Raw genomic sequence first — 13,159 nt, forward strand, 5'->3', positions numbered from 1 at the left:
GCTCGCCATCGCCCTGCCCCTGGCTCTACGGCTGTGTCGTCGGCTTGGGCAGATCGCGTCCTTCGATGTCGACGTTCGGCAGAATCCTCCGCAGCAGGCGTGGCAGCCACCACCCACCCTGGCCGACCCACATGAGTACGGCGGGCACGAACGTCATCCGGATCAGGAAGGCGTCGACCAGCACCCCGAAGGCCAGGGCGAAGGCGATCGGCTTCACGATGGCGTCCTGCATCGTGACGAAGCCGGCGAAGACCGCCACCATGATGAGCGCGGCCGCGGTGACCACCCGGAACGCCAGGGGCGAGCCCCGCAGGACGGCCTGGCGGGCGTCACCGCTGTGCGCGTACTCCTCGTGGATGCTGGAGACGACGAACACCTCGTAGTCCATGGCGAGTCCGAAGAGCACGGCCATGAGGATGATCGGCAGGAAGGACACGACCGGCCCGGTCCTCGTGACACCGATGAAGTCCGCGGCCCAACCCCACTGGAAGACCGCGACCACCGCACCGAAGGAAGCAGCGACGGACAGCAGGAAACCGACCGTCGCCTTGACCGGGACCACGAGGGAGCGGAAGACCACAAGGAGGATCAGCAGGCACAGGCCCACGACCACGATCGCGAAGGTCAGCAGCGAGTCGCTGAGTTTCTGGGACACGTCGACGTTGACGGCGGTCTGCCCGGTGACCTGGTACGAGATCCCGGTTCCGGACCGGACCGAGGACTCCTTGTCCCGCAGCGCCTTGACCAAGTCGCTGGTGGCCTCGTCCCCGGAGCCGGTGGTCGGCACCACGGTCAACAGCGCGTACTCGGAGCTGAGCTGCTGGGCGGCCGAGGCGAGGGCGACACCCTTGGTGGCGGCCAAGTCCTGACGTACGGTGTTCAGTTGCCCGGTCAGCTCCTGGGCGGAGGACGCCTTGGCGCCTCCGGTGTTCATGAGGATCAGCAGCGGGCCGTTGAGGCCGGGGCCGAACTCCTTGGTGATGGTGTCGTAGGTCTCGCGCTGGGTGGTGGACTTCGCGGCGCTGCCGTTGTCGGGCAGAGCCAGTTGCAGATCGCGGGCGGGCCAGGCGACGACCAGGAGCCCGGCCGTCACCAGAACGACGGTGAGGGCGGGGACGCGGGTCACCGCCCGCACCCACCGGGCGCCCAGCGTCTGCTGCGGTTCGGCCCGGTCGCCCGGCGCGTCCGCCTTCTTCGGCTTCGGCCGCAGCCGCTCGCCCGCGAATCCAAGGAGCGCGGGCAACAGGGTGAGGGCGACGAGCGCGGCGATCGCCACACCCCCCGCACCGGCAAGGCCCATCGCGGTCAGGAAGGGAATGCCGACGACGGAGAGGCCGACCATGGCGATGATCACGGTGAGCGCCGCGAAGGCGACCGCACTGCCGGAGGTGCCGATCGCGCGGGCCGCCGACTCGTCGGTGGCCATACCCGCCTTGAGCTGGTCCCGGTGGCGGGAGAGGATGAACAGCGTGTAGTCGATGCCGACCGCGAGGCCCAGCATGACCGTCAGGGTCAGCGCCGTGGAGGAGATCGTCGTCAGGTGGCTCACCAGGAGCAGCCCACCCGCGCCGATCACGACGCCGATGACGGCGGTGAGCACCGGCATCCCGGCCGCGAGCAGCGAGCCGAACGTGATCACCAGGATGATCAGGGCGATGACGACACCGACGACTTCCTTGGCACTGATGTCGACACCGGTGCTGTTGTACGCCTGGCCACCCACCGACACCGTGAGCCCGGCCTTCTCGGCCGGGGCGATCGTGTCCTCAAGGGAGTCCAGCGAGCCGTCTTCGAGTTTCGCGTTGGGGACGGAGTACTGGACCTGGGCGAGGGCAGCGCGGCCGTCCTTGGACACGGCCCGGGTCTGCTCGGGCGACAGGACCCCGGCCACCTGCGGAGCGGCCGCGGCCTCCTTGAGCGTCGCGGCGATCCCCGCCTGGTACTGCCGCGCGGTGACCTGCTCTCCCTCGGGGGCGGTGAACACGATCTGCGCGCTGGTACCGCCACCCGCCGGATACACCCGCCGGAGGGTGTCGAGGGCCTGCTGGGACTCCGATCCAGGAATCGTGAACGTGTCGTCGGTGTCCTCACCGGCCACTCCGAGACCGGCCACGACCGCGGCGATCACCACCGCCCACAGAGCGAGAACGAGCCTGCGGCGCCGGAACGCGAGCTTCCCGAGACGGTAGAGAAAGGTGGCCATGGCACGCTCCGGTCGTCACGTCATGAATCTTCTGATGAATATCTCAAAACGGATGAAATTGTGCATTTTGGGCCAGCCTTGCGTTGGGTCGCGCACGGATCGCAGGACGCGGCGCCCGTTCTCACTTCCGGGTGACGGGCGGTGGGCAAAGCGGCCGAAGTGCTGCGGGCGGGCCCGGCGTGTTGATAGCACCGAGTCACCGCGTCAGCGCAACCGCGGCGGGATCGGGAAGGGGGGGCTGTCATGGTGGCGGCGGAGCGGCGGGTGGGCAACCTGCCTGGGGAATCCGGCCGCCTGGTCGGGCGGCGGGGTGAGCTCGAGGAGATGGCCCGGCTGTTCGGGCGGTCGCGGATGGTGACCGTGACCGGGGTCGGGGGAGTGGGCAAGACGCGGCTGGCCCGGCGGGCGGCGAGCGAGCTGCAGCCCGGCTTCGCGGACGGGGCCTGGTGGGTGGAGCTGTCCCCGCTGACCGTTGCCTGGGGAGTGCTGCCGTACGCGATCGCCGAGGCGCTGCCGCTGGCCGACCAGACCACACGGCCGATGCTGGAGGTGGTCGCCGAGTATCTGGCCGGGCGGGAGACGCTGCTGGTGTGGGACACCTGCGAGCATCTCTTCGAGGAGTGCAGGGAGGTGGCGGCGACGCTGCTGTCGGTCGCGCCGGGCCTGCGGATCCTGGCCACCAGCCGCCGCCCGCTGGGCCTGCACCTGGAGGAGGTGCTCGGCCTCGACCCGCTCCCGGTGCCCGGCACCGACGGGGCCGGCGGGGGTGAGGTGGCCGACTCGGTGGTGCTGCTGGCCGACCGGGCCGCGGAGGTGGTGCCCGGGTTCGCCGTGACCGACGCCAACCGCGCCGATCTGGCTGCCCTGTGCCGCCGTCTGGAAGGGCTGCCGCTGGCCCTGGAACTCGCCGCGGCCCGGCTGCGCGAACTCCCGGTGGCCGAGCTGAACCAGCGCCTGGCCGACCGGTACACCGTCCTGGGGAACACCGAAGCCACGGACTACGAGGCCGACCCGCCCTGGCACCAAGCGCTGAGTACCGCGATCGGCTGGAGCCATCAGCTATGCACTCCCGCCGAACGCCTGGTCTGGGCCCGCCTGTCGGTCTTCTCCGGCACCTTCGACGTCGAAGGGGCCCGCCAGGTGTGCGCCGACGAGCTCGTCGGCGGTGAGCAGGTCCCCGGCATCCTGCACGCGCTGGCGGAGAAGTCGATCCTGATCTGGGAGCCGATCGGAGTCGGCGAGCGCTACCGGATGCTGGACACCATCCGCGAGTACGGAGCCCACTGGCTGCGCGGCCTCGGCGAGGACGGCACACTGCGGCGCCGCCACCGCGACCACTACCTGGACGTGGCCCGCAGGGGCGACGCCGCCTGGATCGGGCCCGACCAGTTCGCCTGGTACGACCGGATGAGCGACGAGCACGACAACCTCCGCGCCGCGCTGGAGTACAGCCTGACCGAGGCCGAGGGCGAGGCCGAGGGCGAGGGCCATGCCGCGCTGGAGATGGCGGCGGCTCTGTGGTTCTTCTGGTACGGGTGCGGGTTCCTGAAGGAGGGCAGGCACTATCTGGACCGGGCCCTGGCCGCCGACACCGCCCCCACCCCGGTCCGGGTGAAGGCCCTGTACGCCAGCGGGCCCGTGCTGGTCTACCTCGGCGATCTGCCTGCCCTGGAGGAACGGGCCGCCGAGTGCACCGCTCTGGCCGCACGCTTCGGTGACACCGAGCGCAGTTACGCGGCCGCCACCGAGCTGCGGGTGTCGGTGCTGCGCGGCGAGCTGGCACAGGTGGTCTCACGGGTCGAGGCCCAACTCGCCACGGACTGGCGCGACAAGCCCCTTACCCTGCTCCCTCTGGCCGCTCTGGTCTTCGGCACGCACTGCCTCGTCGCCGCGGGACGCTTCGAGGAGGCCCTCGTCTGGCTGGACGAGCTGAGTGCCACCTGCGAGCGCAACGGCGAGCGCAGCATGCGCGCCTGGGGTGACTTCGTGCGCTCCCAGGCCGAGCTGGCCCTCGGCCGGTTCGATCAGGCGCGCGAGCACGCCAGGGCCGCGCTGCTGGTCAAACACCGGCTGCGTGACGGTGTGGGCACCGGTATGGCCCTGGAGTCGCTGGCCCGCGCCGCACTCGCCGCGGGCCGCAGCACGCAGGCCGCGTGGCTCCTCGGCCTGGCCGCGCAGCTGTGGGAGACGCTAGGCCGGCCACAGGCGGGCATCCCCGCCGTGGTGGCCGCCCACGAGATCTGCGAGCGCAGGACCCTCGAAGCCCTCGGACCAGACGCCTACCGGCACGCCTTCGACGACGGCCGCGCCACCCACTTGCACACCGGCATCGCACACGTCCTCAACTCCACCTTCCCACCGCCGCCCTGACGCGGCACCCACCGCAGAGCCTCCACGACCCCCGTCCGTCCCTGCGGGACACAGCGACCGCACGGCCCCTCTGCGACAAGACCGGCCACGCGGGTCCAAGGGCGCCTCTCCAAAGCGCCGCCCTCACACGCGGGAGGCTGTCACCGCCCGCCGGGCCATCGACAACGCCCGCAAGCAGCGCTCTGGCCTCGACGACGTCGACGGTCCGATCGCCGCCGTCCGGGACACCGGCCTGCTGTCGCACCCGGCATCGGCGTCCTCGGCACCGGCACCCCGGCCGCCGCGCGCCTGGAGAACAACGCCCGCTTCGTCGGCTTCATCGGCTTCGTCAGCGAGCGAATCGCCCGCGCCGCGGACCAGGCCCGCGAGTTCCTCCACCCGAAGCCCGAAGGTCCCTCGGCCGGTACGTCACACCAAGGCGGGCTCACTCAGGGGCAGTTGTCGCGCGAGGTCCCGGGCCCGGCGGACCGCGTCGGGGGAGGCGGGCAGCAGCGGCAGCCGGACGGCGGCGCTGGGGATGCGCCCCTGCGCGTGCAGCACGCCCTTGATCACGGTCGGGTTCGGCTCGGCGAAGAGGGCGGCGGAGAACCGGGCGAGATCCGCTCCGAGCGCGCGGGCGGGCCCGGCGGCGCCGCGCCGCCACAGCGCGATCAGCTCGGCGTACTCGGCGGTGCGGAGGTTGGCCGACGCGAGGATCCCGCCGTGCGCGCCCGCCGCGACGAGCGGTGAGATGACGGCGTCGTCCCCGCCGAGCACGGCGAAGCCGGGCGGGGGAGAGCCGAGCAGCTCCACCGTGGTCGCGTCGAGCGCGCCGGTGGCGTGCTTGGTCCCGACGATCCCCGGCAGCCTGCCGAGCGCGGCGACGGTGCGCGCGCTCAGCGACTGCCCGGTGCGGTACGGGATGTCGTACACGATCAGCGGTACGCCGCCCTCCGCGGCCAGCGCGGTGAAGTGCGCCACCGTCCCCGCCTCGCCGGGCCGGACGTAGGGCGGCGCGGGGACCAGCGCCGCCGCCGCGTCGCCGGTGGCCGCGAGGGCGCGCAGCGACCTGATGGCGGCCGCGGTGTCACCCGTGCCGACACCGACGATCAGCGGGGCGCCGTGCGCCCGGCAGGCTGCCGCGCAGACGCGCACCACCGTCTGCCGCTCCGCCTCGGTCAGCGTGGCCACCTCCGCGGTGGTGCCGAGTGCGACCAGGCCGGACGCACCGGCCGAGAGCGCCTCGTCGGCGAGGCGGGCGAGCGCGTCGGGGGCCAGGCGCAGGTCGTCGGTGAAGGGGGTCACCAAGGGGACGTACAGGCCGTGGAAGTTCGGTTCGGGCTTCATGGCTCAACCCTGGCGCACACCCACCCGGTAGATCCATTTCCGATTTCTATCTCCATGCCTAAGCTGAACTTATGCTCGATGTACGTCGTCTCTCCCTGCTGCGCGAACTGGACCGGCGGGGCACCATCGCCGCCGTGGCCGAGGCGCTGACCTTCACCGCGTCCGCCGTCTCCCAGCAACTGGGCGTCCTGGAGCGCGAGGCGGGCGTGCCCCTGCTGGAGCGCAGCGGCAGACGGGTGGTGCTCACCCCCGCGGGCCGGACCCTCGTCACCCACGCCGACGCGGTGCTGCAACGCCTTGAGGTGGCGGTCTCCGAGCTGGCCAGCGCGCGGGAGGGCGTCGGCGGGCCGCTGCGCATCGGGACCTTCCCCTCCGGCGGCCACACCATCGTGCCCGCGGCCCTGGCCGAGCTCGCCCGGCGGCACCCCGCGCTGGAGCCGATGGTGCGGGAGATCGACTCCGCGCGCGTCTCCGACGGCCTGCGGGCCGGTGAGCTCGACGTGGCCCTCGTCCACGACTACGACTTCGTCCCCGCGACACCGGACAGCACCGTCGACGAGATCCCCTTGGTGGACGAGCCGATGTACCTCGTCACCAGTGCCGCGACCCGGGCCACCGGCCGCGGCGAGACCCTGGCGGAACTGCTCGGGGCCTACGCCGACGCCCCGTGGATCACCGCACGGGACGGCACCACCGGCCACGCCATGGCCGTGCGCGCCTGCCAGGCGGCCGGGTTCCAGCCGCGCATCCGCCACCAGGTCAACGACTTCCGCACGGTCCTGGCCCTGGCCGCCACCGGCCAAGGCGCCGGTCTCGTCCCCGAAACGGCCACCGCGCAGGGCCCCGCGGGCCTGGCCCTGACCGAACTGCCCCTGTTCCGGCGCTCGAAGGTCGCCTTCCGCGCGGGCAGCGCGGGCCACCCGGCGATCGCCGCCTTCGTGGCCGCGGCGACAGCGGCGGTGACGGCGGGGAGCGCCGCCGCGCCGTGAGCCAGGACGGCACCCGCTTCTACGTGCTCGTGGACGACGGGGGAGCGCCGCCCGAAGGGTCGGGCAGGCTCAGTCGAGGAGTTTCGCCACGACCCGGTCGAGCGCCTCGATGTCCTCCCGGGGCAGGGCGAGCAGCGCGTCGGGCGGGGTGGTGAGCATGGCGACGGCCCGCTCGGCCTTCTCCTGGCCGTCCTCGGTGAGGTGGACCAGCTTGGAGCGGCGGTCGGTGGGGTTGGTGATGCGCTCGGCCAGGCCGCGGCGCACGAGGTCGTCGACGATGACCGTGGTGTAGGGCGGGTCCGCGCCGAGCCGCTCGGCCAGCTCCCGCAGGCTGATCGGCCCCGCGGCGAGGCGACGCAGCGCCCGCACCCGGCTGAAGCTCATGCCGAGGGCTTCGGAGACGGCTTTGCGGAGGTCGTGGCGCTCCAGCAGGAGCGTGTGCAGCCCCTGCCAGGCGCGGGCCGCCGCCCTGGCGGTGTCGTCGTCCTTCTCGGGGCCCTTGTCGGCGTGCAGGCGCTCCATCAGGCGTTCAGCTTCTCCTTGGTCTCCTCGGCAGCGAACTGCCGCGCGGTGCGCTGCGCCGTTGCCCGGCCCCAGCGGCCGGTAGTGAGGGTACCCAGGATCAGTACGGCGGCGCCGCACCCGGCGACGATCCACCACGCGGTCCGGCCCGCGTCGACGAAGGCCGCCGTGTCCGTGCGGGCCGTGCCCGCCATGAGGGCGCCGATGACGGCCACGCCGAGGGTCTGGCCGATCTGGCGGCTGGTGGAGGCCACGGCCGCGGCGACACCCGCCTGCGCGCGGGGCATCCCCGACACCGCCGTATTGGTGATGGGTGCGTTGACCAGGCCGAAGCCGGTACCGAAGAGCAGATACGCGACGACGAGCACGGACGTGGGAAGGCACTCGGCGTAGGTGAGCGCCTGGAGCACGGCGCTCGCGCACAGCGCCGCCCCGGCGAGCTGCAGCGGACGGCGCGGCCCCCGGGCGGCCACGAGGCGGCCGGACACCGGTGCGGCCAGCAGCGCCATGACCGCCATCGGCAGCATGAAAAGCCCGGCGTGCAAGGCGTCGTAGCCCCGTACGTTCTGCAGGTACAGGGAGCTGACGAACAGGAAGCCGCCCAGCGCGGCGAACGTGACGACCGCGATCGCGGTGGCTCCCGAGAACGGTGCGGAACGGAAGAAGCGCAGGTCGATGAGGGGATCGCTGCGCCGCGGCTCGAACCACAGCAGACCGAGCAGCGCGCCCAGTGCCGCGGCCGCGCAGCCGACGACGAGGGGCGAGGCCCAGCCGCGCTCGGGCGACTCGATGATCGCGTACGTGAGCGAGGTGAGGAGCACGGCGATGAGGACCTGGCCGACCGGATCCATCCGCCGGGGCCGCGGGGCCCGTGACTCCGGTACGTACCGACGCGTCAGGAACAGCGCGGCCAGGCCGATCGGCACGTTGAGCCAGAAGATGGACCGCCAGCCGACGGACTCCACCAGGGCTCCGCCCACGATCGGTCCCGCGGCCATGCTGATGCCCACGACACCGCTCCACACGCCGATGGCGCGGGCGCGGTCCCGGGCGTCGGTGAAGGTGTTGGTGATGATCGACATGGCGACGGGGTTCAGCATCGAGCCGCCCACCGCCTGGAGCATCCGCGCGACGACGAGCCAGCCGAGGCCGGGGGCGAGGCTGCACAGGAGCGAGGCCGCGGTGAACACGACGAGCCCCACCTGGAAGACCCGGCGGCGGCCCACCCGGTCGCCCGTCGACCCGGAGAACATCAACAGGCTTGCCAGGACCAGCGTGTAGGCGTCGACGGTCCACTGGAGTCCGGACACGGAGGTGTGCAGATCCCGTTGGATGGAGGGGAGGGCGACGTTCAGGATCGTGTTGTCGAGGCTGACGATCAGCAGGCTCATGCAGCAGATGGCGAGCACGAGCCAGGGCCGCCGAGAGGGGGCGTCGGGCATGACGGAGCTCCGATTTACTTGTATGAGTGAAATCATTGTAAGAGTACAAGTGAATGGGCTGTGTTGTCGTGCCCGGCTCTTGGTGCTGCGGGCCCCCTTCGGCGAGGCACCGGCTGAACCCCTGCCGCGGTACCTACTGGAGAGCTATCGCGATCACCTTCGCCGCGGTGATCCGTACGACCAGGCGGACGACGTCATCCGGCTCCGCCGGGGGGTCCTCGCCGAGGTACCGCTGCGACAGTTCGCGCGGCAGCGCCTTGTCGGGGTCCGGCAGCAACTCAGCCGTTCCCCGTATCTCCACGGACCGGTACGGGTTCGCGAGGTCGTACACCGTCAGGCTGATCCGCGGGTCCCGGGCGAGGTTGCGCGCCTTCTTCCGGCCCGCGGTCGTGGAGAAGACCACGGTGTCCTGCCGCCTCCCGACCCAGACGACGGACGTCTGGGGGCCGCCGTCGGGGTTCAGCGTCGCCACCACGGCGAAGTTCCGCCCGTCGAGCAGCTCCCTCACCGCCGAGTCGAGCACCACCGGTGCGGGAAGCTCTTCCGTCCTGCGGACGTTGTTCACTCGTCGTTCCTCGTCTCTCGTCGCTCGTCGAGCGTGTGGATCGCCGCGAGGGGCCGAGGCCGTCTCCCGCGGGGGCACCGACGTGCCCGCACCTCATCCTCGAAGAGCACGCCGCACAACGGAAGAAGGCACATTTATGTCACGTAAGAACGCGTGCACCGCGGCGGAGGCCGCGGGCCGCGAGGTCTGCACCGTCCTCGACGTGCTCGGCAGGGTGAGCGGCAAGTGGAGCCTCGGGGTCCTGAGCGAGACCACGCGGGGGCCCGTCCGCTTCGCCGAACTCGAACGTTCGCTGAACGGCATCAGCCGCCGGATCCTCACCCTGACGCTGCGCGACCTCGAAGCCAACGGCATGCTGACCCGCACGGTGTACCCCACGGTGCCGCCCAAGGTCGAGTACACCGCCACCGAGGAGGCGCGCGAGCTGTACGCCCAGCTCACCGGCCTCACCGCCTGGGCCGCCCGGCACGCACCCGCGACCACCCACGCCACCCCGGCGGGTGACACCCAGGAGCGCCCGGAGACGCCGTAACTCCACCGCGGTCAAGGGTCGGTGAGCCGCCGTCTCCCGCAGGGAGTCACTCCGGCTCCGGCAGGTCCATGAGCGCGAGGTGGGCCGGGTCGACGACCGCGGCGATTGCGGTGATGCGGCCGTCGGTGACGGTGAAGGCGAGGAGGGCGGCCGGGGTGCCGTCCTGGTTCCAGGAGAGGACACCGGGGCGGCCGTTGACGGTCACCGTACGGCCGTGAGCCGCGCTGCCCGCCACCCGGGCGCGGGCGGCGACCTCGGTGGCCCCGATCGTGACGAACCGGCCGCCCGGGGCGTGCACGGTGAACTCCACCTCGGGGTGCAGGACCTGCAACAGCTGCTCGAACTGCCCCTCGCGGGCCGCCGCCAGGAAGGCCCCGACCACCTCCCGTCGCTGTCGGCCGGTGCCTTCCGGCTGCCGGGCCGCGCGCACCTTCCTGCGGGCGCGGCTGGTGAGCATCTTGGTGGCGTCCGCGGACTTGCCGAGGATGGTGCCGATCTCCCCGTGGGGCACGGCGAACACGTCGTGCAGGACGAACGCGAGGCGTTCGTCCGGGCGCAGCGAGTCGAGGACCGTGAGGAGCGCGAGGCCGACGGAGTCCCCGAGCGCCACGAGTTCTTCGGGAGCGGGGGCGTCGTCGAGCGTCACGGTGTACTCGGGAAGCCGGTCGTCGAGGGGGACGTCGGGGCGGGTCCGGCCCGAGCGCAGCACGTCGAGGCTGATGCGGCCGACCACGGTGGTCAGCCAGCCGCCGAGGTTGTCGATGGTGTCGGCGTCCTGGCGCTGAAGCCGCAGCCACGCCTCCTGGACCGCGTCCTCCGCGTCGGCGTACGAGCCGAGCACGCGGTGGGCGACGGCTCGGAGGCGGTCGCGGTGGGCCTCGAAGGCATCGGCGATCGGATCCGCGGGGTGGGTGCCGGACATGGTGTTACCTCTCTCGAAGCTGCTCCGTCATAGGGGTGACGGGCACGAGCCCGGCGACGTAACCCGATGGAGGAGTGCACTCTCGCATGGAGAACCGGCTCAAGAACAAGAAGGCCAGCAACCCGGACGTGTGGACCGCGATCCAGCACCTCCACAAGGCGATCGCGGCCGGGGGAGTCGACCCGAAGCTGCTCGCGCTGGTCCATGTGCGGGCCAGCCAGATCAACGGCTGCTCGGCGTGCGTCTACGCCGGTGTCGCCGGAGGGAAGAAGGCCGGTGAGACCGACGAGCGGCTGCACGGCGTGGCGGCGTGGCGTGAGGCGCCGTTCTACACGGACGCGGAGCGCGCGGCACTGGCCCTCGCCGAGGGCGCGACCCGGCTGCAGGACGGTGCGGAGGGCGTCACCGACGCGCTCTGGGACGAGGTCAACGCCCACTTCACGGAGGAGCAGATCGGCGCGCTCAACCTGGAGATCGCGCTGACCAACTTCTTCAACCGGATCAACCGCACCATCAAGGAACCGGCCGGTCAGACCTGGGGCTGAGCCGGGCCGCGCACGGCGGCGACGAAGGGAGCGGCGCACGAGGTGGTCAGATCGCTCCGCTCGCCCTGACGAGCTGTCATTGGTATGGACATGACCAAACCCTGGGGCTAGTCTCGAACTTGGTCTAGACCGCGTCGGACGTGTGCCCTCCGGTTGTTTCCGTACTGCCGCCTCGCCCTCACCGTTCGCGCAGGCAGTGCGTCCGAGGGTGCGCGTCCGCCCCCACCCGCACCCTCGGACCACGGGAGCGCAGCATGCGCAGAAAGCTCACCTCGTTACTCCTGGGCCTCGGTCTCGCAGGCACGGCCGTGCTCGCCACCAGCGGCAGCGCCCAGGGCCACGGCTACACCGACTCGCCCGTCAGCCGCCAGCAGCTCTGCGGCAACGGCACCGTCCGCAACTGCGGGCAGATCCAGTGGGAGCCGCCGAGCGTGGAGGGGCCCAAGGGGTTCCCCGCGCGCGGGCCCGCCGACGGGAACATCTGCTCGGGCGGCATCGGGCGCTTCCACGAACTGGACGATCCGCGCGGCGGCAACTGGCCGACGACCAGCCTCACCGCGGGCCAGAGCCACACCTTCGTCTGGCGGATCACCGCCCGCCACGCCACCACCGACTTCCGCTACTACATCACCAAGGACGGCTGGGACGCCACCAAGCCGCTGACCAGGGCCGACCTTGACCCGCAGCCGTTCCTCACGGTCGCCTTCGGCGGCCGTCTGCCCGGCTCCACGGTCACCCACGCCGGGACCCTGCCCCAGAAGACCGGCCGTCACCTCATCCTCGGTGTCTGGACCATCGCCGACACCGGCAACGCCTTCTACGCCTGCTCCGACGTGCGCTTCTGACGGGTCCCGCGCATCTCGCCACCACCTCCCCGGCTCATCGGCGAACGCCGGGACCTGGCCCCGGGTCGGTCACCGACCCGGGGCTTTTCGCTGTGGTGCCGCGCGCGTTCACCCGCTCCGCACGGCTGTGGCCGCGCGCTCCGCGGCGAGCCGGGCCTCGAAGCCGTCGAGGATGGCCCCGAGGCCGAAGGCGAAGGTGTCGTCGGGTGCCGCGGCGTACTGCTCGGCGGAGGTGGTGCCGAGGCGTGCGCGCAGCCGCGGGTAGGGCTCGGCGTCCTCGGCGGCCCGGGCCATGGCGTCGGCCATCAACTGCTCGGCGTCCGCGCCGTTCTTGCCGAGGCGGCGCTTCAGCGAGACCTCAGCGGCGGGCCCGAGCGCACTGCCGAGGACGAAGATGAACACCGTGGCGGCGGCCCGGTCCGCGTCGTCGGCGGCGAAGCCCGCCTTCTCGTAGACCGCGAGGCTGAGGTCGTCGAAGCGCGCCTGGCCCGGGCCGTGCATGAGGTGGCTGCCGAACGCCTGGCCGAGCCAGGGGTGCCGGGTGAGCATCGCGTGCATGGCGGCGGCCTGGGCGGTGGCGGCCGTGCGCCAGTCGGTGGCGTCGAGGTCCGGCAGCTCGACCTCCTGCCAGACCGCGTCACTGGCGAGCCGGACCAGCTCGTCCTTGGTCTTGATGTGCCAGTAGACGGCCGTGGCGGCCGAGCCGAGCCGCCGGGCCAGGCTGCGCATGTTCAGGCCGTCGAGGCCCTCGTCGTCCAGGAGCTCGATGGCCGCGCGGACGATCCGGTCTGCGGTGAGCGTTTCTCGCGCCATGAAGGACACCCTACTTGCACTTAGTTCATGCCCACTCTTGCACTTAGTTCAAGAGGCGGTCTACGCTGCACTCGTACTTAGTTCA

Annotated in this window: 13 protein-coding genes; 5 read left to right on the forward strand and 8 right to left on the reverse strand. The window is 72.0% G+C overall.

What is annotated here, in order from left to right:
• Positions 1-25: 25 nt before the first annotated feature.
• Positions 26-2,203, reverse strand: a complete 2,178-nt coding sequence (locus tag ACIG3E_RS28615; protein WP_399622259.1) for an MMPL family transporter — start codon at positions 2,201-2,203, stop codon at positions 26-28.
• Positions 2,204-2,446: 243 nt separating this feature from the next.
• Here ACIG3E_RS28615 and ACIG3E_RS28620 point away from each other — a divergent pair, with 243 nt between their 5' ends.
• On the forward strand, positions 2,447-4,573 hold the full coding sequence (locus ACIG3E_RS28620) for an ATP-binding protein (protein ID WP_399622261.1): 2,127 nt from the start codon (positions 2,447-2,449) through the stop codon (positions 4,571-4,573).
• 123 nt (positions 4,574-4,696) lie between these two features.
• On the opposite strand, the gene ACIG3E_RS28625 is transcribed toward ACIG3E_RS28620, so the two are convergent.
• Both ACIG3E_RS28625 and ACIG3E_RS28630 read right to left on the reverse strand, forming a co-directional pair.
• The gene (locus ACIG3E_RS28625) at positions 4,697-4,951 is read right to left on the reverse strand and encodes a hypothetical protein (RefSeq protein WP_399622263.1); all 255 of its coding nucleotides are present in this window, start codon (positions 4,949-4,951) and stop codon (positions 4,697-4,699) included.
• 30 nt (positions 4,952-4,981) lie between these two features.
• A complete protein-coding gene (locus ACIG3E_RS28630) occupies positions 4,982-5,899 on the reverse strand; it encodes a dihydrodipicolinate synthase family protein (protein ID WP_399622265.1) in 918 nt (305 codons plus the stop codon).
• A 71-nt stretch (positions 5,900-5,970) separates the two neighbouring features.
• Between ACIG3E_RS28630 and ACIG3E_RS28635 the strand changes: the two genes are divergently transcribed.
• Positions 5,971-6,888, forward strand: coding sequence for a LysR family transcriptional regulator (locus ACIG3E_RS28635; RefSeq protein ID WP_399622266.1), 918 nt, complete (start codon positions 5,971-5,973; stop codon positions 6,886-6,888).
• 69 nt (positions 6,889-6,957) lie between these two features.
• On the opposite strand, the gene ACIG3E_RS28640 is transcribed toward ACIG3E_RS28635, so the two are convergent.
• The 3 genes from ACIG3E_RS28640 to ACIG3E_RS28650 form a co-directional block, all read right to left on the reverse strand.
• Positions 6,958-7,410 carry a MarR family winged helix-turn-helix transcriptional regulator gene (locus ACIG3E_RS28640; protein WP_242714742.1) on the reverse strand — a complete coding sequence of 151 codons (453 nt, stop codon included), beginning with the start codon at positions 7,408-7,410 and terminating at the stop codon, positions 6,958-6,960.
• A complete protein-coding gene (locus ACIG3E_RS28645; RefSeq protein WP_399622268.1) occupies positions 7,410-8,852 on the reverse strand; it encodes an MFS transporter in 1,443 nt (480 codons plus the stop codon). The genes ACIG3E_RS28640 and ACIG3E_RS28645 overlap by 1 nt, the downstream gene beginning before the upstream one ends.
• A 133-nt stretch (positions 8,853-8,985) precedes the next feature.
• Positions 8,986-9,417 (reverse strand): PPOX class F420-dependent oxidoreductase, encoded by a 432-nt coding sequence (locus ACIG3E_RS28650; protein ID WP_399622269.1) that lies wholly within the window; start codon positions 9,415-9,417, stop codon positions 8,986-8,988.
• A 136-nt stretch (positions 9,418-9,553) separates the two neighbouring features.
• Between ACIG3E_RS28650 and ACIG3E_RS28655 the strand changes: the two genes are divergently transcribed.
• On the forward strand, positions 9,554-9,949 hold the full coding sequence (locus ACIG3E_RS28655) for a winged helix-turn-helix transcriptional regulator (protein ID WP_399622271.1): 396 nt from the start codon (positions 9,554-9,556) through the stop codon (positions 9,947-9,949).
• A gap of 46 nt (positions 9,950-9,995) precedes the next feature.
• Here ACIG3E_RS28655 and ACIG3E_RS28660 read toward each other — a convergent pair whose 3' ends face one another.
• Positions 9,996-10,871, reverse strand: coding sequence for a sigma-70 family RNA polymerase sigma factor (locus ACIG3E_RS28660; RefSeq protein ID WP_399622273.1), 876 nt, complete (start codon positions 10,869-10,871; stop codon positions 9,996-9,998).
• An 86-nt stretch (positions 10,872-10,957) separates the two neighbouring features.
• Between ACIG3E_RS28660 and ACIG3E_RS28665 the strand changes: the two genes are divergently transcribed.
• Both ACIG3E_RS28665 and ACIG3E_RS28670 read left to right on the forward strand, forming a co-directional pair.
• A complete protein-coding gene (locus tag ACIG3E_RS28665; protein ID WP_399622274.1) occupies positions 10,958-11,416 on the forward strand; it encodes a carboxymuconolactone decarboxylase family protein in 459 nt (152 codons plus the stop codon).
• A gap of 254 nt (positions 11,417-11,670) precedes the next feature.
• Positions 11,671-12,261 carry a lytic polysaccharide monooxygenase gene (locus ACIG3E_RS28670; protein ID WP_138957939.1) on the forward strand — a complete coding sequence of 197 codons (591 nt, stop codon included), beginning with the start codon at positions 11,671-11,673 and terminating at the stop codon, positions 12,259-12,261.
• Between the two features lie 108 nt (positions 12,262-12,369).
• On the opposite strand, the gene ACIG3E_RS28675 is transcribed toward ACIG3E_RS28670, so the two are convergent.
• On the reverse strand, positions 12,370-13,074 hold the full coding sequence (locus ACIG3E_RS28675; protein WP_399622276.1) for a TetR/AcrR family transcriptional regulator: 705 nt from the start codon (positions 13,072-13,074) through the stop codon (positions 12,370-12,372).
• Between the last annotated feature and the right edge of the window lie 85 nt (positions 13,075-13,159).

The organism is Streptomyces sp. NPDC053474 (assembly GCF_044544845.1).
Taxonomy (GTDB): domain Bacteria; phylum Actinomycetota; class Actinomycetes; order Streptomycetales; family Streptomycetaceae; genus Streptomyces.

Excerpts from the sequence above, each read along its gene's own strand:
- ACIG3E_RS28660 (WP_399622273.1), bottom strand. The coding sequence starts at position 10,871 with ATGTCCGGCACCCACCCCGCGGATCCGATCGCCGATGCCTTCGAGGCC.
- ACIG3E_RS28640 (WP_242714742.1), bottom strand. The coding sequence starts at position 7,410 with ATGGAGCGCCTGCACGCCGACAAGGGCCCCGAGAAGGACGACGACACC.
- ACIG3E_RS28670 (WP_138957939.1), top strand. The coding sequence starts at position 11,671 with ATGCGCAGAAAGCTCACCTCGTTACTCCTGGGCCTCGGTCTCGCAGGC.
- ACIG3E_RS28665 (WP_399622274.1), top strand. The coding sequence starts at position 10,958 with ATGGAGAACCGGCTCAAGAACAAGAAGGCCAGCAACCCGGACGTGTGG.
- ACIG3E_RS28615 (WP_399622259.1), bottom strand. The coding sequence starts at position 2,203 with ATGGCCACCTTTCTCTACCGTCTCGGGAAGCTCGCGTTCCGGCGCCGC.
- ACIG3E_RS28635 (WP_399622266.1), top strand. The coding sequence starts at position 5,971 with ATGCTCGATGTACGTCGTCTCTCCCTGCTGCGCGAACTGGACCGGCGG.
- ACIG3E_RS28630 (WP_399622265.1), bottom strand. The coding sequence starts at position 5,899 with ATGAAGCCCGAACCGAACTTCCACGGCCTGTACGTCCCCTTGGTGACC.
- ACIG3E_RS28645 (WP_399622268.1), bottom strand. The coding sequence starts at position 8,852 with ATGCCCGACGCCCCCTCTCGGCGGCCCTGGCTCGTGCTCGCCATCTGC.
- ACIG3E_RS28675 (WP_399622276.1), bottom strand. The coding sequence starts at position 13,074 with ATGGCGCGAGAAACGCTCACCGCAGACCGGATCGTCCGCGCGGCCATC.
- ACIG3E_RS28655 (WP_399622271.1), top strand. The coding sequence starts at position 9,554 with ATGTCACGTAAGAACGCGTGCACCGCGGCGGAGGCCGCGGGCCGCGAG.
- ACIG3E_RS28620 (WP_399622261.1), top strand. The coding sequence starts at position 2,447 with ATGGTGGCGGCGGAGCGGCGGGTGGGCAACCTGCCTGGGGAATCCGGC.